The following is a 17,031-nucleotide window of genomic DNA, read 5'->3' on the forward strand; positions in this document are numbered from 1 at the left end:
TGAACGAGTGCTATGTGCTCGTTCATCACTTATATTTTCAAAACTAATATATGGCACAAACGTATATACATGAAAAGCTATTAGATATCTCTTTGCTCAAAAATAAAGAACAACAACTTTCTCAACTTTTGTTTGAACTTCCAGATAATGGGAGAAGTCCTGATAAATTTATATTTAATATATCTTCTATTAGTGGATGGATACAATATTCAAATAAAGTGGAATTATTCAAGAATACTAACTATAGGAGACTTTTAAAAACAGAAGGAGAAGTAGAAAAAAAAGCAAAAGAATTTCTAAATGACGCAAACAAAGAATTTTACCGTTTTAGAAGTGAGCAACCAAATAAAAATGATATCCCTAAAGCATTGTTTCCAAATGTAAGCAGTCTTAGAACCGGAACAATAACCATTGTTATAAATTCTGAAACCTTAGAGCCTGATCATTGGTTGTGTAAATTTCAAGTGTACCTTGAAGGTTCAATCCCTGTTATTGGAGCAGGAATAGATGTTAGAATTGGGAATGATGGTAGAGTTATTGCTCTGACTTCACATTGGCGACCATTGAAGAGAAACTCAACGGTAGAGATTATTCCTTTAGAAAAAGAACAAATAAATAACGAACATAATCATACGCATGGACATAGTTCAAATACTAATGCAGAAGAAGTTAAACCGATACTATGTTACAAATTGGAAGGAGAAAGTACCTACCAAACACATTTATGCCCTTATTGGATGATTCCCGATGGGCACCATTTCACGTACTATCCAGCTTCTAAAGAATCTCTAATCATTGATATATTCCAAAAGCACCATTCGAATGGTGTAGAATTATTTGCTGGTATTCTAGGAGGAAGTGGAGGTGATAATTATGATTTTGCATGGGCTAGTTGGGATATTTATGATTGGGATAATAGTTATCAAGATCTAGGCAATGCATCTTCATGCCAATTAGGAATAGGAGTACACAATGCGGTACTTACTGTTACAGATAGAAGAACTAAGATTGGCATTCAGATTCAGAAAATGATCTATGCTAGAGGAGAACGAGTAGAAGAAGAAATAAACGTAATTGCTTAAAGTATGAACGAGAAAAAATATGAAAATGACACTGTAAAACAAGAAAAAGCGTGGCGTGCTCATTGGAATTTACATGGAAACGATATTGAATTAGAACTTCCTACAGAAGAAGATCCTTCTAACACGGTAACGATAAAAAAAGGGCAAATACATGGTAATGGATTAACTTTAAAAGACGTATCCCATAATGGATATAGAATGGCTTATGATATAGGAGTTATAGCTATTTGGGTGTATCCCAAAAAGAATTTAGTTGATGAAAATGGACAGACTTATAAACCTTATAAATTAGTATTAGGTCATAAGGATTTTGAACAAGTAAATGATGATTATTCAGAATTAAGAAGTGATTTCAAAGCTGAGAAAAAAGCAAAGGATAATACTGTAAACTCAAATAGCGTAGGTTCATTAGCAAATTTCAATACGTATAAAAAAAGTATAGAACATGTAATTACAGCTTCATGGAAGAGTAGAAAAAAGTTATTTGGGGAAAAAAGTAGTCATTTATATATTACGCAAAAATATATATTAACAGATTATAATGATGTGCCAGCTCATGAGCCTACAGGAGGTATTTTTGCTGCACGAATGCATCCAATAACGAAGATATATTACGAAAATAGAAATGATGGGTATTTATACTCTATTAGGGTTGATTATCGCTTACACCTGAACTTAGATACTTATCCTGAAAAACAGGAAACAGGAGTTTATGTAGGTTATGGTTATGGATCAAGCGATACATTCTCTAGAGTTCAAAAAGAAAATGTCTTAAATAATCATGCTGGACTTTTCAAAGACGTAGACGGATTAGAATTTGGACTACCTGCTAATAGAGCTGTTTTTGAATCTTCTGAAAAACCGATAATTGCAGAAATATTTAGTGATGGAATTATACGGGGATCTAATAAAAGGCTTATTGAGAATAGGAACTACACAAACTTTTGGGGCAAAAAGAAAGAAGAACAAACCATACAAAACACATGGGATAATATTCATTGGTGGGGAGCAGGAGGTAATATTCATGCCTCAGCGCCTGGAGCTTTTCACGCCTTACATATACATTGGAGATGGGCAGAAATCCTTCAGCGGAAAGATTCAATATATGATATAACAGGTATTACCCATGAAGGAGAAGAACAGTTTGTTGGACAAAGTAAGGGTGGTGTATTGACTGATCCAAGAATACAAAATCAAAGTATTCGTTTTGCGATTGTAAAAAATGATAGTCTTCCAAAATGGGATCATTCCGAACATAGTACAGAAAATTTTGGAGATTTTTTCGAAAATTTACATGGAGTTCCAGAGCCTATTTTAATTGGGACTAAACCAGATGAAGGTGCTAATTTGGTGCTTTATTATTCGACAGAAGTTTTTGCGGAAAAACAGCCTTACGGACGAGTTTCTGCTAGAGGTTTGGGTAGTGAAGGAGTAATTAAGGTTCCTCTAGAAGGAAATGTTTTTTTACATGGTATATTTTTTGCCCATCAAGATGAAAAAAGTTCTGGCACTCTAGTTGGAAGTCAATATTCTTACTATATTAACCCAGATAAACCAAATGAAACAGCATGGAAACGAAATCCCGAAAAATAGTTGTATCACTCATTATTGGTTTCTTTTTTTCAATACTGGCATATATCTATTTCCGCTTTCTTGAGGATTTTATCTTTGAAGATAACACCTCTCATAGGACAATTATTGAAAAATTTCTCAACATGAAAAGCAATGATTATTTTTCATACTTGACATTTTCATTTTTTTTGAATCTTGGAGCCGCAATAAATTTATATTTAATAACAAAAAATAAAATTTACATATCAATAAAGCGATTCTTTCTATCCTCTGTTGGATTTTATATATTGATGTATTTAACATACTATCATTTATCTAAAGTATTAGTGTACTTAGGTTTTTTGACTCCTATTGTATCTTACTCTCTATATGTTTTGATGATGGCTGTTATCTACAAAATACAAAATATCTCATCAGCGGTTCTTATAGGTGCTTTTACATTACTAATTGCAGTATTCGTTATGAATAGCTCTGAGAATTTCGAGTACCTAGATTTTCTTTTTTTCCTCTGTATTACAACCCTTTTTCCAATTGCTGTAAGAACAAATAAAATTAAAACCGATTAAACTATGAAAACAAAACTTATCATTTTATCATTATTTTTATGTGCTATTCTTGCTTGTTCATCAGATGACGATTCAGGTACTACAAGTCAAACAGGAACTGTGAAATTTGAAGTGATTGTATCTCAAAATAGGGATGCAGATATCATAACTCTTATTGATAGTAATTCAGAAACAACAACAAATCCTGCTTTTCCGTTTACTAAAATATATTCAGATGCATCTATTGCAACTGGAACGACATTACAACTTAGTTTTACAGATACTACAAATGCTCCCAATGGCGCTACTTTTTCTTATGATTTAGAACTTAAAATTTCAGTTGATAATGTTGTTGTAAAATCACAAACATTCGCAGTAGATGAAACCAATACTACAGGATTATCAATAACACACATAATTCCTTAATTAATGCTGTTTCGTATCTAGTATCCTAAAAACGTTTATAAATATAAGAAAGCCACTCGCGATGAGTGGCTTTTCGTTTGAAATCTTTTAAAATTCTAGAACTCAAAGTCCATGAGCTGCTTTTCCAGTTCAGTTTTCTTGTTCTCTAATGTCTCCTGCAAAAGCGTTGCAATGAGGGTAATTAAATTTGTATTCGTGGTCTTAAATTCCATACCGCTAGAATCCTTAAGGTGGAATGAGCAACTTTCCGAGCTGTTGTAATTAAAGCGTGTTAAGCTCGATAGTGTTTCAACCAATCGCTCTCTTTTGGCGCTGATGCCTTTGAGCTTTTCTAATTGCTGGATGCGTTCCAAAAGATTGACAGGTTGTTTAGCGGGCGTCGGATTTTTAGGGTTTTCTACAATTGGTTTTGTAGCCTCCTGTGCTAGTTTTTTTGTAACCGTACGCTTTGCTGTTGTTGTTTCTTTTTTCGCGCTTCCATTTTGTTTTACTGTTGTTGCTGTTGCCATTTCTTTAAAGTTTAAATTATTAAATTGTTTTCAGGCTTTGGCGGATATTGTGGCAATCGCCAAAACATGGCATTGATTGCGGCGACGGCTGGATAAGGCAAGGCATTGCGGTTATTTTTTTAGAAGAAAAAAATGTACCAATCCCGATAGGGTTTAGCCTTGCAAGCGCGCAAATGCGAACGCTAAATTTGCCAACCGGTTTGCCGATTTGACCACAATAGGCAAGGCTTGAATTTTAAATGGATTGAATTTTGATTATGGCTACGCAGTCACTAGACATACTGAAAGCTGGCGAAGGAAGGTTATAACAATATCATTAAAGTCCAAAATCACACAGTGAAAGCTATTTTTTCAAGCCACTTTAACTTAGTGTCTAAACGGTGACCTCGCCCATATTTGGGCCCATTTTTCTTGTGTCCCATAAGGTCATCAATGATTTCTTCTGGAGCTTCTATATCGCGCAATCTGTCTTTAAAAGTATGGCGCAGCGAGTAGACTTTATGCTGTGGTGTAGGCCGGAGATTGTTGTTCTTTAAATAATTATTAGCCATATTAGAAAATGTATCTGGATTACCAACATGATTAAATCCATCAGGACATTGTGTAAAAGCATAAAGCGAACTACCAACTAATGGAATTTTACGCTCCGATGAACTGGTTTTTAGTGCATATCCTTCTCTTGGTCTGATCCATATAAATGGAACTTCATCATTGAGTTTTATGTCCTCTGACTTTAGTCCGAAAATTTCACTTATTCTCGCGCCCGTGTCGGCAAGAGCCATAATGACCATTCTATCTCGATCATTTAATCCGTCTAGTTTTCGTAACAGCGTATTTTGTACAAAGGAAACCTCAAATGGAGGTCTTGATTTAACTTTATATTGAAATCTAGTCCTTAGAAATAATGGCTCAAAGTCGATATCAATTTCATTATCATTAGAAACGGTTTGCAAAATATCTTTAACATATCTTAATTGTTTGTTTGCACTATCCGCACTTAAACCATTTTTAATCCGCTTATTCCACCATCCACGAAAATCTAAAATATCTTTTCTATCAATTTCATGAAGATGTTTATTTCCAACAACAGCAATAAAATTCTCTATTGCTGCTTTTCTAGGATTTTTCCATTTCGTGACTTTAAAGGCGGTTTTATCGGACAAGCGGTCATGAACCAATTCCCAATACAGTTCAGTACAGTCAGAAAGCTTTAAATGGCTCTCTTGAACGCCTCCTAACAAAGCATCTGCTTTTTGCTGTGAATTTATATCAATCGACAATCTATCAACGATCTCATTAAGCGTAGATGAAGCTATTTGATCTGCGGTTTTGTATGTGAAGCCATAAGCCCGTGCTAATTGAACCGCGGTTTTATATTTTTCATTCGAGCCTTTAGATTTTCCAGATTGTAAAAGAGCGCGCCAGAACGTTTCTATTTGCTCATTGTAAATATTCGCTCTTACAACAGCCTCCTGATAGTTGTCCGTTTTTAAAGCAAGCTTGATTTCTTTTCTATGATCTAAATTAGAAACGTATTTAGGAACCCTTCTACGATAGATAAATTTTTCACCGCGTTTATAAATGTAATCAGTAGACATTTACCGCCCTTTTTAGCTTTAATGAATCTTCAATGTGTACCATTTTGTGTACCAAAATGTGTACCGCTTGTCAATATAACAATGACACCAAAACGACACTTAAACCTATGAAGCCACTGAAATAAATTAATTTTTAGGGATGAGATTTGATCTAACGTATATCTAAATGGTGCCTCCGGAGGGCTTCCGAGATTCGAATTAAAAACATTAAGCCTATGATTTCAATGAATAAATCAAATAGTTTTCATAAAGATATCAGTCAAATGTGTACCGTTTTGTGTACCATTCTGTGTACCAATTTCAATCGCTTTATTTAATAAAGATTGTTGTTTTACACGCTTCGCAATCTCATTATCCAACCGTTCAAAAATTGGTAAATATTGTTCGCCATATCGTGCAATTGCTTTAGCACAACGCGCACGCGCATCAATGATTTGATCAAGTGTTGGTTCTTGCATGTATATATTTTGGAAAGTTATATGAGGCGCATTTACGGTTCATGAACCGTAATGATTTCTAAGGAGGTACCCTCTTAGACGTGATGTCTGTCAGTTTCATTTTATTTAGGGTAATTATTTTGCTTTATGCTAGTAAAACATATCGAAGATAGTTTTTTGAGTTCTAAGATGCCTTCAAATATTGACAATATATAAAGAATTTGATATCTTTGTATTATAACAAACGGATATAATGCTATGGCAAAAACTGAAAGTATAAATGTAGCTCTTACCGATGAAATGAAAAAGTTCATCGCTAATCAGTCGGGTAACGGTACGCTTTACGCTACGCCGAGCGAATATGTTCGCGATCTTATTCGTCATGAAAAAGATCGCCTCGAAGCTGCTGCTATCAGGAATGCAGTTATTGAAGGGTATCAAGATGTGATTTATGGACGCACCCATGAGTTTTCAGGGGATTTGATGAATGACTTAAAAGCACATAAGAGCCGTAAATCACAATGAAAAGGCTGTTACTAACTGAAAGAGCCTTGGATGATGTTCAAGATATTTATGAGTATTCTGTTGAGCAGTGGGGTGAAGTAGTAGCATCACGCTATATTCGTGGTTTTGAAGAGTGTTTTTCATTACTGAAAAGTAATGAAGGTCTTTTAAAGATCAATAGAAAAATTTCTTCTAGGTTTATTGCTTATCCCATCCAAAGGCATGTTCTAATTTGTGACATTATAGACGATGCTGTTTGCATTCTTACTGTAAGACATTCTTCAATGGATTTAATGGTACGGTTGAGAAAACTGGAGCCGACATTGGATGAAGAAGCAAAGGCATTATTCAAAAAAATGTGAGCTGCTCACCAGAAAATTCTGTATCACCTAGCTCTTTCGATTCAAGATCAATTTCTTCCCGCATAGGAGGAGCAGACCAAATATGAGACTGCTCGGCATCAATTGGTACAATTTCGATACCATTGGTATTGATATGCCAGCCGCCGTAAAATTCCATGGAGAGGCTATTCATCCATGCGACTTCGCCGCGTAGACCATTCATAAAGAAATTCAGCGTTGCCATTTTTGCACATGTATTTGAGTTGTCTGCTCCAAAAAAGTAATTTTTTGGATTGATCTTCGCAGCGCTTAAAAGCATACGCCCGGAACCACATGCAGGATCAAGAACGCGCTTATTGAATTCATCCTTACGATTGTTGATTTGCATATGCGCCATCATGTCGCATATGGGTTCTGGCGTAAAATATTGTCCGTTTCGTCCTTTGGTGATGTCTTGCATAAAGAATTCACCTAGAGTGTCACTGTAAGGATTTTGTACTGCATTGAGCTGTAGAATGCCTATTGCTTTTGCGAACTCATTTAATGTTTCACGTTCATAAGGTTTGATTGTATTCATATACAATACTTCGTTTGCTTCATCTTTTTTTTGGAACCGGCTTTGAATATTGGTGTGGTGAAAGCTGCAAATGGACATGGTGAGTAGATCATTGAAGACTTTGGAAAGCTCAAATTTTCGTGCCATGCCATTCATTATTTTAGAAAACTCATCATAGGATTGTTTCATAGCTTTGCGCCTCCACATTTAAATCATTGAGATATTGTGTAGCCTTCATGGCTTGCGCAGCGGCCTTAAAAACATGCGTTTTGTCGTTTCTAAGGGCTTTTAGCCAAGATTTTATATAGATAGCGTGATCTGGTGCTAAGGTTTGTGCAATGCCATATTGCGCACATAAAAAGGCTGCTCCGAGTTCTGCAATCAATTCCTCAAAAGCATAGGTGGTTTGGTTGGTTGCAATATCATCCCAGTCTCTATTAAGCCGATCTTGTGCGCCCGTCCAATGGGTGAGTTCGTGAAGTAGCGTTGCATAATAATTTTCAGTGGCACTGGCGTATTTTGTATCAAGAAAAGATGCGGTGGGCGGCATGTTGATACAGTCTTTTTTTGTACTGTAATATGCGCCATTTTTATTGCCACGAATATCTGCGCCCGTGCCTTTACAAAAGGCATCCACCAAATCTATGCGCCGAACCTTATCAATTTGTGATGGTAAAGAGCCGTGTGTGTAGTTGTAATTATCAACCTGATTGGCATTAAAAACGGTATATGTTCTAAGCATTGGAACTTTACGCTCTTCGATTTTTCCGTGCTCATTTTTGTCTGAATGTATGAGCGTTTTGTAAAAAATAATGCGCGAGCCTTTTTCTCCTTTACGAACATTTGCGCCTGCGGTTTTCCATTGATTAAAGGTCGCCCATTCATTGGATGTGAAATTTTTAACCTCCTGATTGAACCAAAGCGATAAGATGTTGACGCCTTGATATTGATTTCCCGTAGTTGGGTTTTCGGGCAATCCTTGTGTCGCCAGACTGGCAAAGGGTGGTTGGTAATCATCAATATCTACACGCTCTAAAAGTGTTATAATTTGATCGGTAATATCTTGATGAATATCTGTTTTTTGTGATGTCATTTTTGACTCCTGTATAGAAAAGAAAAAAAGAGAACAGGCATGTGCCTGCTCTCTTACAGTTAAAAGATCAAACAACCTGGGGCGCTTGCTCATCGCTATTTTTTTCTTTTTTTAAGGTAACTTGATAGGCGAAGGTTGTGGTTTGTGTTTTGCGGTAGCCTTCTGGTGTGTCAAAGGCTTGCGTAGCATCTTCGCCTTTGAAATAAACCCAATCGCCTTTTTTAAGGTCTTTAGCTATCTCGAAAGCCTCCGATAGATTGCTAGATACAAGCGCATTGAAGTAATTGACGTTAGACTTAACCTCGCCATCACTGCCTAAATATTGCTTGTTTGCCGCAATAGAAAACTTAACGAATTTACCATCTGCAATCACTTTTGCATCGCGGGTTAAACGTCCGGATTTCATGGATATATTGGTGTCTGCAAAAAGAGTTTGTTCTTCCTGATTGACAGTATTTGTAGTTTTAGTTTGTGTGTTATTTGACATTTGATTTTTCCTTTCATGTCTTTGGTTTTAAAAATCCTTTGGAAAAGGAGTTTGTTAAACGCTGATGCGAAGCATTGTGCGTCTGACATAACTTCTGCCATGTGGCGAACAGGGGGTGAGAAAGTGGCAATGCCGGAAGCGTGCTTTAGCTAAGCCTTGGGCAAAAGAATTTCAAAAATAGGAACCATGTACCGCATTTTTTAAATTGTTTTGGCTTCCAAATTGCTGCGCGCGAGGGGGAACTCCCTAAAGCCTGCGATGTAATCGCATAAATAAGCGTCTTTGACTCATTATTGCGCGGCGTAAATGCCTAACTCAAAGGCTAAATCTGAGGCAACTTGTTCAAAAGCAAACCATGCATAGGCAGATTTGAGATCATAGTTTAAATCTAATAAATCAAATTCAGGTGGTTCGCGCTCTAGGCGGAGTGTTTCGATTTGATCGTAATATTTATCAAAAAAGTAATGTGTTTGATCATAGTGTTTGAGTGATGAAACTACGCCGCAGGCACATCCCTTTATAAATAGAGCCTCAAAGAATGCTTGATAATTTTTCTTAGAAAGCAACTCTTGTGCTACAAATGCTTTGATTGAGTTTGGCTCATTGTGAATGATGTAATGTAATTTTAGCTTTGCATGTCTAGTGTTCATGAAGATCCTTTCGTTCATGGGTTGGGTATTTGAGCACGCACCCATCCAAATGCGGACATATGGATGCGCGCTCAAAATTTTGAGTTTTTAGTTAAAAATGAAAAATTTACTGTCGGAAGACGTGTTCTTAGAGAAGAGGCGATAGAGCTTCTGCTGCTGCCAAAATAAGATCAAGGGTTGGCAATTTTTCCCCTTTGGACAAATGCGTGAAAATTACATTTGTATAGCTCTGCACGGAGTTGGAGATATCACCGGTAGATTTTAAACTCAATAAATTTTGTATGGAATAAAATATATGCGCAGCTTCGCTGCAAAAGGTGTAGATAGTCTCACTGTTTTGAAAAGATATTTTTTGCTCAATTTCATAAACGCGATTAGGCTCTTTTAAAAGCTCTGTTGTGATTTGGTTTCTGATATGCGCATAAAAAATGTGATAATTCATAAATGAATTCCCCCTAACTCAGTTTTATTGATTTTTTTGAAAATGCAAGATGCTTGCAATAAGGTCGAGTTGCATAAAGCAGATTTTTAAATGCGTCAAGAAAAAATACTCAAATAAATGCGGGAGTATGCAAATTTGAAAATAAAGAGTTTTTTGATTGTACGGTTGTTCGAAAAAGGATTGTAAAATCGTCAAATTAAACTTGGCTAAGAAAAAGTTTTAATTTGTGCTTATTGAAACATATTATCTAAATTTTGTTTCTGATGGAAAATGTGAAGTATTAAAACCCCATAGTTAGTGATTTGGTAGAAAAATACGTGATAGCCGTGTTCATGACGATAAAACTCGTGAAATTTTTGCCCAAACTTGGCTGATCTGAAAGCAGTTCAAACACTTTGTGAAGGGATAAGTAATATTCATCTGCTTTATCTGCTCCAAAGTTTAAAAGTGAGTATTCATAAATTTCTTCTAGCTTTTGTGACGCATCATTAGATAATTTATAGGTTACCATCTTTTGCTAGTCTCTTTTTAACATTCTCCATCAATTCAGGAATGTTGTGCTCACTTGTGCCGCTTAGGCTTGAGCATCTTAAAATGTTTAAAAGCTGCTGTTCTTCTGAGAGCTTTTCACGGTCTTTCCTGACTAAATCTCTGATATACTCACTTTCATTGTGGTATTCACCTGAAGTGACACGGCTTTTTATAAAGTTTCTTAAACGATCAGATAAAGAAATGCTCATTGAAGTCATCTAAAATCTCCTTTGCTTATGATATATAGTAGTATTTAATGCTATTTAGTAGCAATAAATATTACAGAGTAGATCTAGTATAAAAGGCTCAATAACCAAATTTTAAACATTCTGCGTCATATTTATAGTGATATGAGCAGGGTAACAATCACAGATATTCATGCGCAGGATAATCATTTTTGAAGATTAGCTGAAATTACTTTTTCTAAAAAATTCATGTGCCGTTTTGGTAGTGTTTTTGTTCTTCCTGAGCGAATATTTGATAGTTTTGTCACGGTTAAATCAGCGGGTGCATCTTTGTGTCTTAACAATAGTTTACTACTAAAATTTGGCCTTTTTTCAAAGACTTGGTTTAGTTTATTGATAAATTCAAGTGTAACATCCTCACGCAAAGCGCCGCACCTTGGAATAGCAAGCTTGATCTCCGCTTTGGTAATGCTTTTATAGGCATCCATCACAGCAATAAAGTCGCCTTCAACGGCTTTTTGAGCACTCTTTGTAAACCAACTGTCTATACGTTGCACGGTAAGATGTTCGCACCGGCGTAATAAGTCTTGCTCATTCATATATTTATAGATGGCTATTGCACCCATTCCAGTTCTGTTTTTCTGATCTAACAGCGCTTTGTGCATTTGGGGTGTAATGACAATATGGTTTTTATATTTCTTCACACGCCCTCATTTAACAATAATTTTTTTAAGAAAACATTTCCTGAAGAATGGCTAGTGTTTTATTGGCTGAATTGTAATCAATAATGCCTAATTTTTTCACAAGCCGTTTTTTGTCAACTGTTCTGATTTGATCAAGAACGATACTGCCTTTTTTATCTTGAAATTCAGACAACACTCTTGTCGGATATTTTCGAACTGTACTGGTCATGGGGGCAATAATCACAGTGCTTAAAACGTGATTCATCTCGTCCGGAGAGATAATCACACATGGCCGTGTCTTTTTAATTTCGCGACCGGTTGTTGGATCAAGGCTTACCAAATGCACTTCAAATTGATTTACCATGTCCAGTCGTCCGTATCAAATTCATTGATGAAATCGGCTAAAACTGTATCCTGATTATTAATTCCTACTGTTTCAAAGGCTTTGACCCAGTTATTGCGTGGAATACCTGCTTTAGAAATAATGATGCTTTCACCTTCAACATCCAGATACACTTGGTCTTTAATACCAAACTGCTTTAGCAACTTAGCAGGTATGATAATACCTTTTGAATTACCAATTCTCTTTATTTGCGTAAGCATTGCGTGCCTCCGATGTCCGTCAAAAGTTTAATTATGTATGTACTATGTTATTACATTTGATGCTTTTTATCAATATAATTTTCTCTTTGACAGATCACCGCTCGTAACACACTCACTTAACAAAAGGTAAATAGCTAAAATTAAAGACAAATTGTGCACATAATTTACGTAAGCGTAATCTTATTCCTTCATACTATAAAGACAGTGAGGGAGGAAGGCGTGCTAACGCAGGTCTTTAATAAAATGGTAGATACACAAAAATCTTTATACGAAATTGCGAAAGAAAAGCTGGAGCATCAGCGCGAGAGCGAGTTTCATTACGGTGCCCGCGGGCAAATCGAAAAGATTGGCCGCATCGACACCACAAATACGCAAAATCAACATTCCGGTGATGAGCGCCTTAAAAGGCAGAAAAAAGACAAAGAGCACTTTGAGCATATTTTATTGCTGGAGCGCTTGCGGGAGGAACTGGACAATATTTTGGAGCGTATGGATGCGATCATGCATGAAATGCGTGACCAGATGCGTAAAATACGCCGTGGTCTTAAAGCGCTTGAGCGCGATGATGCAGCTCTTATGATGGCGTTCTTGATTGAAGAATATCCCGACGAATATGATCGTGAAACGCTGCAAAAAATGACGTTTAAGGAGGTCGAGCGTGCCGTAAAAGAGGAGGTTCTGACCGCCGAAGAACAATATCAAATGTTTAAAAACGAATATAAAGCTCTGGCGGAAAAATATGATCAGAAAATCAAAGATAATCCCGCTTTAAAAGACAAGCTGACCGAGGAATTTGCCGAACGTGAACAGCAAATCCAAACCGAAGTGGAGGCGTTGGATCGGAGTTTTGCTGATATAAGAGATGAAATAGGGTACGCACTTGGAAAAAATAACGAGACATCCAAGAACACCTACTCTCAAAAACATCAAATTGAGAATCAAGGTTTCACGGATGACGAGTTTTTTGCCGGTGCGCCTGATCTAACCGCCGAGTTTGACAAGGCCGCATCCGGCAGCACCGTTGAGCGTGAGCATGAACTTACAGCCAGGCCACCGCAAAATGCGCCGCCGCCACAAACGATGAAACCTTAATAGAAAATTAATCTTTATCCAGTCCTGTGACTTTATAGTCAAGATTTGTGCGCGCAGCTTGCGTTCTTTCATGGAAGAATACAATAGCCTTTCTGATGCCCATGTCTTTAATGTCAGCGCCAGACATGGCCTCATCCCCATCATAGCGGACGCCGCCATTGGTATCGTAAACCTTGCCATTGCTAGAGGCTCTAAACACGACACCCATGCCAGCTTTTGTTTTGGAGTGACACACGACGACTTTTTTAGAGTCTTTGCCTTCACCCATAGCTTGGAGCATAAGCAGTCTGGTAAAAGCAGCGATCTTCTCAGGTGAACTTTTAACATCTTCTGCTACGACGATACTAATATATAGCTCATCCTTGCCTACAGATTCATATTGTGCATCAACACTGCCCAGTTCCTTCACTACTTCAATATCTTTTTTCTTGGAAAGCACGCTTTCGGCATTGGTCTTCAGCTCGGTCTTGACCTTATCGCCGGGAGTGGCCATAGCCAACTCAGATCCGGACGCATTTTGCGCCGACAAATTGAATGCGAAAACCGCCGGAAGCGCAATTATCGCCGCCCGTGCCTTTTTCGCCGCAGATGTAAAATTGAGTTTCATTCTGGCTATACCTTTATATGCTCTGTTATTTATATCACCGATAAAGCGCCATGCGCAAGAAAATGTCTTCATAATTGTTAATTTGTTAATGTTTTATTTTTTACGATTTACACTGACTAGCAATGATTAAAATGACAATAATGACTGCGATGATACCAAAGCATCCGCTATTATCTTTTTGTCTTTCATAGACATCTATTTTTCCGACCTTTTTATACTTCGCCATAGTTTTGATTTAGTGATTATCTCTGTATGCAGCGCGCAAAAAAATGCTTAAAAGCCCTGTTTTTCGCAAGTATTTCATGGCTGACACGTTAGATTGACCGAAAATTAGGTATACTCGGTCATCGCGGTCAAAAAAGGCTAGGTTTCCCGCATGAAGAAAGGTGTTTGAGCAACTTTGAGATGATATTTTTGTTAAAATACAGAAAAATCACACTTTTTGTTTGAATATGTGGCGTAATATACCTAATAATAAGACAGTTATAATTTTAAAACCCCCATACTTATGTACAAATCTACTATGTCTCTGCACGACCATAACGGTCAGCGAAAATATCTAAATCAAAGTGAGCGTTTACGCTTTTTGGAATGCACTAAAACACGCCCAGTTCATGTGCGTTTGTTTTGTCAGTTGCTTTTTTATACGGGCGCACGTATCGCTGAAATTCATAATTTACGTGAAAGTAACCTTGATTTTTCCAACAAGACTGTCGTTTTAGAAACACTAAAAAGACGTAAGCGCGGTATTTATCGAGAAATTCCACTACCTGATTTTTTACTTAATGATCTGCAACATTATATAAAATTCAATAATAAAAACCCGCAAAATCTTTGGTTGTTTTCATTACGTAGCGCATCTAGGTACGTCAAAACTGTTATGTGTGAAGCGGGAATTTTGGGAGCGCGTGCATGCGCCCGTGGTCTTCGTCACGGCTTCGCTGTCAGAGCTGCTGATAAGGCTCCTATTACCACAGTGAGTAAATGGCTTGGTCATAGCCGGTTAGAGACTACTGCTATTTATCTCAATGTGGTTGGTAGTGAAGAACGTGAAATAGCGAAAAGAGTTTGGGAAGTAGAACTAGGAGAGTATGCAAATGTTATCTGTCAATGAAGTGTTACATGATTTGGAAAGCCAGCTCATTCAAATTTATGGGTTAATGCAAGCCCTACAAGAAATTATACCTGACGGTAACGCCCATGTTTGCGTCGCAAATGAGCTGGAAAAACGATTGAGTGATTTTAAAAGTAGCTTTGATGATGGCTGGGACGTTTTGTCAAAAAGATGAGTATTCATTTTATATTCGAATGTCAATTTATTTTGAATCCATGAATGCAATGGTGTTCACTTATCCATATCAATGTCTTTATTTTTATTGAATTTTCGCGATAGAATTTTATCCTGCTTTGTAGGAGTTCCTTTTTCTTCTTTGAAATCATGTTTTAGTAATCCTCTAAGCTTAGAATTTGAAAAATTCTTGGATGCGTTATCACCGTGTTCTTTGTATATCCCTTTCGCAAATATGAAGGTCTTTTGTGTGACTTTTTGATTTTTTTCATCATAGATTTGGTCAACTTCCTGAACTGAATGTTGATGTAGTCTGGCGCGTTCTCCCATAGAATGATGGAGTTTTGATTTGTTGCGGTCGTTTTCGTTTTTCTGAACTTCTTTTTTGTTTTCTGCGCGCAGTCTTTCTATCTCAATTCCATGCTCAGCTTCCTTTGCAAGCTTTGCCATATTTTCCATTCTTTTATCGGCTTCGTGCGGTTCTAAATTCCCTTTATTATCTTTTGAATCCATAGATATGTGTGTTTAGATATTCATATTTAAAGCTCCTCTTCTGAAATTTCTGTTGCGATACTTTTGCCCTCGACGATTATTTGGCTAACAAAAACATCTTTTTCTTCAAGATCGACACCGCTGATACTTTCACGAACATAAAGCAAAGTTTGGTTACTGATATGATTTTCAATAACACTCAATCCTTTGCCAAAAATACTGATGTGAACACCGTATGATTTAATGATGAGTTTTTCGCCAGTGAAGATTAAAATCGGCAATAAACTGTAAGGTAGGGAGTAAAAGCTTGCGTCTTTTAAAATGATGCGAAAGCGACTGACATGCACATCGCCGTTTGAAATGGCGTAGGTTTGATCGCTGCTTAAAAACTCGGGCGACCAGCCATTCCCGGAAGCGTCATAATAGCCTTTAAATGTATCGGATAATGATGTTGGTTTTTTAAATTGCATAGCGATTAAATCAGACACGCTGTTACACGTGCCTGTTATTTAAAGTTAATGATATCGTTGAATTATTTTCTAGGCTTTGAGCCAGGGTTTTGAGCGTAAACAAGCTTTAAACGCTTGAGCGTGGCAGCCTTGTTATTCATTTGAATAGCCGTCTCGGATAGTGCCATCATAAAAATGAACGTAGCTGCCCAAAAGTCTATTTGCAGCATAATCACTGCAATCGAAAAAAGTGCCACCGGCTCTAGGATACCTTCGATGAATGGTCTGTCAGGCTCAAACGATTTGCCTTTTAATTTCTTACAAAGCCATTTTATTGCTAAATATAAACGCGATGTACCTCTTGAAGAAATATCCTTCCAATCAGTGCGTCTTGTGTAGATGCGAATAATGTCTAGCAGTGATGTGATAATCAATATGGCGTTATAGCATAATAAAATATTCGAATTTGTATCAAAAATTAGCATCTCGAACATCTCGTCACTATCCTTCCAAGCCATACTAACGGGAATATAAACCATCCCGATGCCTGTAAAAAATATCCAAATTTCATTCGCATTAAATGCTGATAAATATAGACAGGCACATAGTGAGATAATGATACCACTCTGATTTATGCCGGCTTTCGTGCGCATGACGCTGCAATAGCATTTATTGACGATTGCTAGGTAAAATCGAAACCAGTATTTAGCAATAAGCAAATAAGCACTGTTTCTATCTTTTCTAAACATCTTCCATACTGGGGAGGTCAGTGCTGCCTGCCAGAGCAGGTGATCGTTCCATGATTTTTCTTTTTTGATAAGGGGCTCTCGCCCCTTTTTTTCGTGCTTTCTCATGACAT

25 protein-coding genes are annotated in these 17,031 nt (G+C 37.0%); 8 read left to right on the forward strand and 17 right to left on the reverse strand.

Annotated features, from left to right (window positions below; translation table 11 throughout):
• Positions 1-50: 50 nt before the first annotated feature.
• From KORDIASMS9_RS08815 to KORDIASMS9_RS08830, 3 genes are all read left to right on the forward strand, one after another.
• Positions 51-1,082: a hypothetical protein gene (locus KORDIASMS9_RS08815; protein ID WP_114902494.1), complete on the forward strand. Its 1,032-nt coding sequence runs from the start codon at positions 51-53 to the stop codon at positions 1,080-1,082.
• A 3-nt stretch (positions 1,083-1,085) separates the two neighbouring features.
• Positions 1,086-2,675 (forward strand): hypothetical protein, encoded by a 1,590-nt coding sequence (locus KORDIASMS9_RS08820; RefSeq protein ID WP_114902495.1) that lies wholly within the window; start codon positions 1,086-1,088, stop codon positions 2,673-2,675.
• 548 nt (positions 2,676-3,223) lie between these two features.
• Positions 3,224-3,625, forward strand: a complete 402-nt coding sequence (locus KORDIASMS9_RS08830; protein WP_114902497.1) for a hypothetical protein — start codon at positions 3,224-3,226, stop codon at positions 3,623-3,625.
• Positions 3,626-3,720: 95 nt separating this feature from the next.
• Here KORDIASMS9_RS08830 and KORDIASMS9_RS08835 read toward each other — a convergent pair whose 3' ends face one another.
• From KORDIASMS9_RS08835 to KORDIASMS9_RS08845, 3 genes are all read right to left on the reverse strand, one after another.
• Entirely contained in the window at positions 3,721-4,134 is a 414-nt protein-coding gene (locus KORDIASMS9_RS08835; protein ID WP_114902498.1) for a hypothetical protein, read from the reverse strand.
• Positions 4,135-4,463: 329 nt separating this feature from the next.
• Positions 4,464-5,732 (reverse strand): DUF6538 domain-containing protein, encoded by a 1,269-nt coding sequence (locus KORDIASMS9_RS08840; protein WP_114902499.1) that lies wholly within the window; start codon positions 5,730-5,732, stop codon positions 4,464-4,466.
• 233 nt (positions 5,733-5,965) lie between these two features.
• Positions 5,966-6,190: a hypothetical protein gene (locus KORDIASMS9_RS08845; RefSeq protein WP_114902500.1), complete on the reverse strand. Its 225-nt coding sequence runs from the start codon at positions 6,188-6,190 to the stop codon at positions 5,966-5,968.
• 237 nt (positions 6,191-6,427) lie between these two features.
• Here KORDIASMS9_RS08845 and KORDIASMS9_RS08850 point away from each other — a divergent pair, with 237 nt between their 5' ends.
• Positions 6,428-6,694, forward strand: coding sequence for a hypothetical protein (locus KORDIASMS9_RS08850; protein WP_114902501.1), 267 nt, complete (start codon positions 6,428-6,430; stop codon positions 6,692-6,694).
• Positions 6,691-7,035 carry a type II toxin-antitoxin system RelE/ParE family toxin gene (locus KORDIASMS9_RS08855; protein ID WP_114902502.1) on the forward strand — a complete coding sequence of 115 codons (345 nt, stop codon included), beginning with the start codon at positions 6,691-6,693 and terminating at the stop codon, positions 7,033-7,035. Before KORDIASMS9_RS08850 ends, KORDIASMS9_RS08855 begins: the two co-directional genes overlap by 4 nt.
• Here the strand turns inward: KORDIASMS9_RS08855 and KORDIASMS9_RS08860 are convergent.
• The 10 genes from KORDIASMS9_RS08860 to KORDIASMS9_RS08905 form a co-directional block, all read right to left on the reverse strand.
• On the reverse strand, positions 7,022-7,759 hold the full coding sequence (locus KORDIASMS9_RS08860; protein WP_162819842.1) for an N-6 DNA methylase: 738 nt from the start codon (positions 7,757-7,759) through the stop codon (positions 7,022-7,024). The two genes, KORDIASMS9_RS08855 and KORDIASMS9_RS08860, sit on opposite strands and share 14 nt — an antisense overlap.
• The gene (locus KORDIASMS9_RS08865) at positions 7,743-8,663 is read right to left on the reverse strand and encodes an ArdC family protein (RefSeq protein ID WP_162819843.1); all 921 of its coding nucleotides are present in this window, start codon (positions 8,661-8,663) and stop codon (positions 7,743-7,745) included. Before KORDIASMS9_RS08865 ends, KORDIASMS9_RS08860 begins: the two co-directional genes overlap by 17 nt.
• Before the next feature lie 67 nt (positions 8,664-8,730).
• Positions 8,731-9,150: a single-stranded DNA-binding protein gene (locus KORDIASMS9_RS08870; protein ID WP_114902505.1), complete on the reverse strand. Its 420-nt coding sequence runs from the start codon at positions 9,148-9,150 to the stop codon at positions 8,731-8,733.
• Between the two features lie 290 nt (positions 9,151-9,440).
• Positions 9,441-9,800, reverse strand: a complete 360-nt coding sequence (locus tag KORDIASMS9_RS08875) for a hypothetical protein (protein ID WP_162819844.1) — start codon at positions 9,798-9,800, stop codon at positions 9,441-9,443.
• Positions 9,801-9,927: 127 nt separating this feature from the next.
• Positions 9,928-10,242 (reverse strand): hypothetical protein, encoded by a 315-nt coding sequence (locus tag KORDIASMS9_RS08880; protein ID WP_114902507.1) that lies wholly within the window; start codon positions 10,240-10,242, stop codon positions 9,928-9,930.
• A 280-nt stretch (positions 10,243-10,522) separates the two neighbouring features.
• Entirely contained in the window at positions 10,523-10,753 is a 231-nt protein-coding gene (locus KORDIASMS9_RS08885) for a type II toxin-antitoxin system RelE/ParE family toxin (RefSeq protein WP_114902508.1), read from the reverse strand.
• Positions 10,740-10,982 (reverse strand): type II toxin-antitoxin system ParD family antitoxin, encoded by a 243-nt coding sequence (locus tag KORDIASMS9_RS08890; protein WP_205318045.1) that lies wholly within the window; start codon positions 10,980-10,982, stop codon positions 10,740-10,742. Before KORDIASMS9_RS08890 ends, KORDIASMS9_RS08885 begins: the two co-directional genes overlap by 14 nt.
• A gap of 182 nt (positions 10,983-11,164) precedes the next feature.
• Entirely contained in the window at positions 11,165-11,662 is a 498-nt protein-coding gene (locus KORDIASMS9_RS08895; RefSeq protein WP_114902510.1) for a hypothetical protein, read from the reverse strand.
• A gap of 25 nt (positions 11,663-11,687) precedes the next feature.
• Positions 11,688-12,005 (reverse strand): type II toxin-antitoxin system PemK/MazF family toxin, encoded by a 318-nt coding sequence (locus KORDIASMS9_RS08900; protein WP_205318046.1) that lies wholly within the window; start codon positions 12,003-12,005, stop codon positions 11,688-11,690.
• On the reverse strand, positions 11,999-12,244 hold the full coding sequence (locus tag KORDIASMS9_RS08905; RefSeq protein WP_114902512.1) for an AbrB/MazE/SpoVT family DNA-binding domain-containing protein: 246 nt from the start codon (positions 12,242-12,244) through the stop codon (positions 11,999-12,001). The genes KORDIASMS9_RS08900 and KORDIASMS9_RS08905 overlap by 7 nt, the downstream gene beginning before the upstream one ends.
• Before the next feature lie 243 nt (positions 12,245-12,487).
• On the opposite strand from KORDIASMS9_RS08905, the gene KORDIASMS9_RS08910 reads away from it, so the two are divergent.
• On the forward strand, positions 12,488-13,336 hold the full coding sequence (locus tag KORDIASMS9_RS08910) for a hypothetical protein (RefSeq protein ID WP_162819845.1): 849 nt from the start codon (positions 12,488-12,490) through the stop codon (positions 13,334-13,336).
• A 7-nt stretch (positions 13,337-13,343) separates the two neighbouring features.
• Here KORDIASMS9_RS08910 and KORDIASMS9_RS08915 read toward each other — a convergent pair whose 3' ends face one another.
• Positions 13,344-14,015: a hypothetical protein gene (locus KORDIASMS9_RS08915; protein ID WP_114902514.1), complete on the reverse strand. Its 672-nt coding sequence runs from the start codon at positions 14,013-14,015 to the stop codon at positions 13,344-13,346.
• Positions 14,016-14,451: 436 nt separating this feature from the next.
• Between KORDIASMS9_RS08915 and KORDIASMS9_RS08920 the strand changes: the two genes are divergently transcribed.
• Positions 14,452-15,057, forward strand: coding sequence for a tyrosine-type recombinase/integrase (locus tag KORDIASMS9_RS08920; protein ID WP_114902515.1), 606 nt, complete (start codon positions 14,452-14,454; stop codon positions 15,055-15,057).
• The gene (locus tag KORDIASMS9_RS23630) at positions 15,035-15,232 is read left to right on the forward strand and encodes a hypothetical protein (RefSeq protein ID WP_114902516.1); all 198 of its coding nucleotides are present in this window, start codon (positions 15,035-15,037) and stop codon (positions 15,230-15,232) included. Before KORDIASMS9_RS08920 ends, KORDIASMS9_RS23630 begins: the two co-directional genes overlap by 23 nt.
• Positions 15,233-15,288: 56 nt before the next feature.
• On the opposite strand, the gene KORDIASMS9_RS08930 is transcribed toward KORDIASMS9_RS23630, so the two are convergent.
• From KORDIASMS9_RS08930 to KORDIASMS9_RS08940, 3 genes are read right to left on the reverse strand one after another with little or no spacing between them, the layout of a single operon-like run.
• The gene (locus KORDIASMS9_RS08930; RefSeq protein ID WP_114902517.1) at positions 15,289-15,744 is read right to left on the reverse strand and encodes a hypothetical protein; all 456 of its coding nucleotides are present in this window, start codon (positions 15,742-15,744) and stop codon (positions 15,289-15,291) included.
• 26 nt (positions 15,745-15,770) lie between these two features.
• The gene (locus tag KORDIASMS9_RS08935; protein ID WP_162819846.1) at positions 15,771-16,211 is read right to left on the reverse strand and encodes a hypothetical protein; all 441 of its coding nucleotides are present in this window, start codon (positions 16,209-16,211) and stop codon (positions 15,771-15,773) included.
• Between the two features lie 44 nt (positions 16,212-16,255).
• Entirely contained in the window at positions 16,256-17,026 is a 771-nt protein-coding gene (locus tag KORDIASMS9_RS08940) for a hypothetical protein (RefSeq protein WP_114902519.1), read from the reverse strand.
• Positions 17,027-17,031 lie beyond the last annotated feature (5 nt).

This window comes from Kordia sp. SMS9, assembly GCF_003352465.1.
Classification (GTDB): domain Bacteria; phylum Bacteroidota; class Bacteroidia; order Flavobacteriales; family Flavobacteriaceae; genus Kordia.

Coding starts and splice junctions, on each gene's coding strand:
- KORDIASMS9_RS08940 (WP_114902519.1), bottom strand. CDS start 17,026: ATGAGAAAGCACGAAAAAAAGGGGCGAGAGCCCCTTATCAAAAAAGAA.
- KORDIASMS9_RS23630 (WP_114902516.1), top strand. CDS start 15,035: ATGCAAATGTTATCTGTCAATGAAGTGTTACATGATTTGGAAAGCCAG.
- KORDIASMS9_RS08905 (WP_114902512.1), bottom strand. CDS start 12,244: ATGCTTACGCAAATAAAGAGAATTGGTAATTCAAAAGGTATTATCATA.
- KORDIASMS9_RS08840 (WP_114902499.1), bottom strand. CDS start 5,732: ATGTCTACTGATTACATTTATAAACGCGGTGAAAAATTTATCTATCGT.
- KORDIASMS9_RS08920 (WP_114902515.1), top strand. CDS start 14,452: ATGTACAAATCTACTATGTCTCTGCACGACCATAACGGTCAGCGAAAA.
- KORDIASMS9_RS08870 (WP_114902505.1), bottom strand. CDS start 9,150: ATGTCAAATAACACACAAACTAAAACTACAAATACTGTCAATCAGGAA.
- KORDIASMS9_RS08850 (WP_114902501.1), top strand. CDS start 6,428: ATGGCAAAAACTGAAAGTATAAATGTAGCTCTTACCGATGAAATGAAA.
- KORDIASMS9_RS08820 (WP_114902495.1), top strand. CDS start 1,086: ATGAACGAGAAAAAATATGAAAATGACACTGTAAAACAAGAAAAAGCG.
- KORDIASMS9_RS08855 (WP_114902502.1), top strand. CDS start 6,691: ATGAAAAGGCTGTTACTAACTGAAAGAGCCTTGGATGATGTTCAAGAT.
- KORDIASMS9_RS08915 (WP_114902514.1), bottom strand. CDS start 14,015: ATGAAGACATTTTCTTGCGCATGGCGCTTTATCGGTGATATAAATAAC.
- KORDIASMS9_RS08830 (WP_114902497.1), top strand. CDS start 3,224: ATGAAAACAAAACTTATCATTTTATCATTATTTTTATGTGCTATTCTT.
- KORDIASMS9_RS08885 (WP_114902508.1), bottom strand. CDS start 10,753: ATGGTAACCTATAAATTATCTAATGATGCGTCACAAAAGCTAGAAGAA.
- KORDIASMS9_RS08865 (WP_162819843.1), bottom strand. CDS start 8,663: ATGACATCACAAAAAACAGATATTCATCAAGATATTACCGATCAAATT.
- KORDIASMS9_RS08860 (WP_162819842.1), bottom strand. CDS start 7,759: ATGAAACAATCCTATGATGAGTTTTCTAAAATAATGAATGGCATGGCA.
- KORDIASMS9_RS08835 (WP_114902498.1), bottom strand. CDS start 4,134: ATGGCAACAGCAACAACAGTAAAACAAAATGGAAGCGCGAAAAAAGAA.
- KORDIASMS9_RS08875 (WP_162819844.1), bottom strand. CDS start 9,800: ATGAACACTAGACATGCAAAGCTAAAATTACATTACATCATTCACAAT.
- KORDIASMS9_RS08845 (WP_114902500.1), bottom strand. CDS start 6,190: ATGCAAGAACCAACACTTGATCAAATCATTGATGCGCGTGCGCGTTGT.
- KORDIASMS9_RS08930 (WP_114902517.1), bottom strand. CDS start 15,744: ATGGATTCAAAAGATAATAAAGGGAATTTAGAACCGCACGAAGCCGAT.
- KORDIASMS9_RS08910 (WP_162819845.1), top strand. CDS start 12,488: ATGGTAGATACACAAAAATCTTTATACGAAATTGCGAAAGAAAAGCTG.
- KORDIASMS9_RS08890 (WP_205318045.1), bottom strand. CDS start 10,982: ATGAGCATTTCTTTATCTGATCGTTTAAGAAACTTTATAAAAAGCCGT.
- KORDIASMS9_RS08900 (WP_205318046.1), bottom strand. CDS start 12,005: ATGGTAAATCAATTTGAAGTGCATTTGGTAAGCCTTGATCCAACAACC.
- KORDIASMS9_RS08880 (WP_114902507.1), bottom strand. CDS start 10,242: ATGAATTATCACATTTTTTATGCGCATATCAGAAACCAAATCACAACA.
- KORDIASMS9_RS08815 (WP_114902494.1), top strand. CDS start 51: ATGGCACAAACGTATATACATGAAAAGCTATTAGATATCTCTTTGCTC.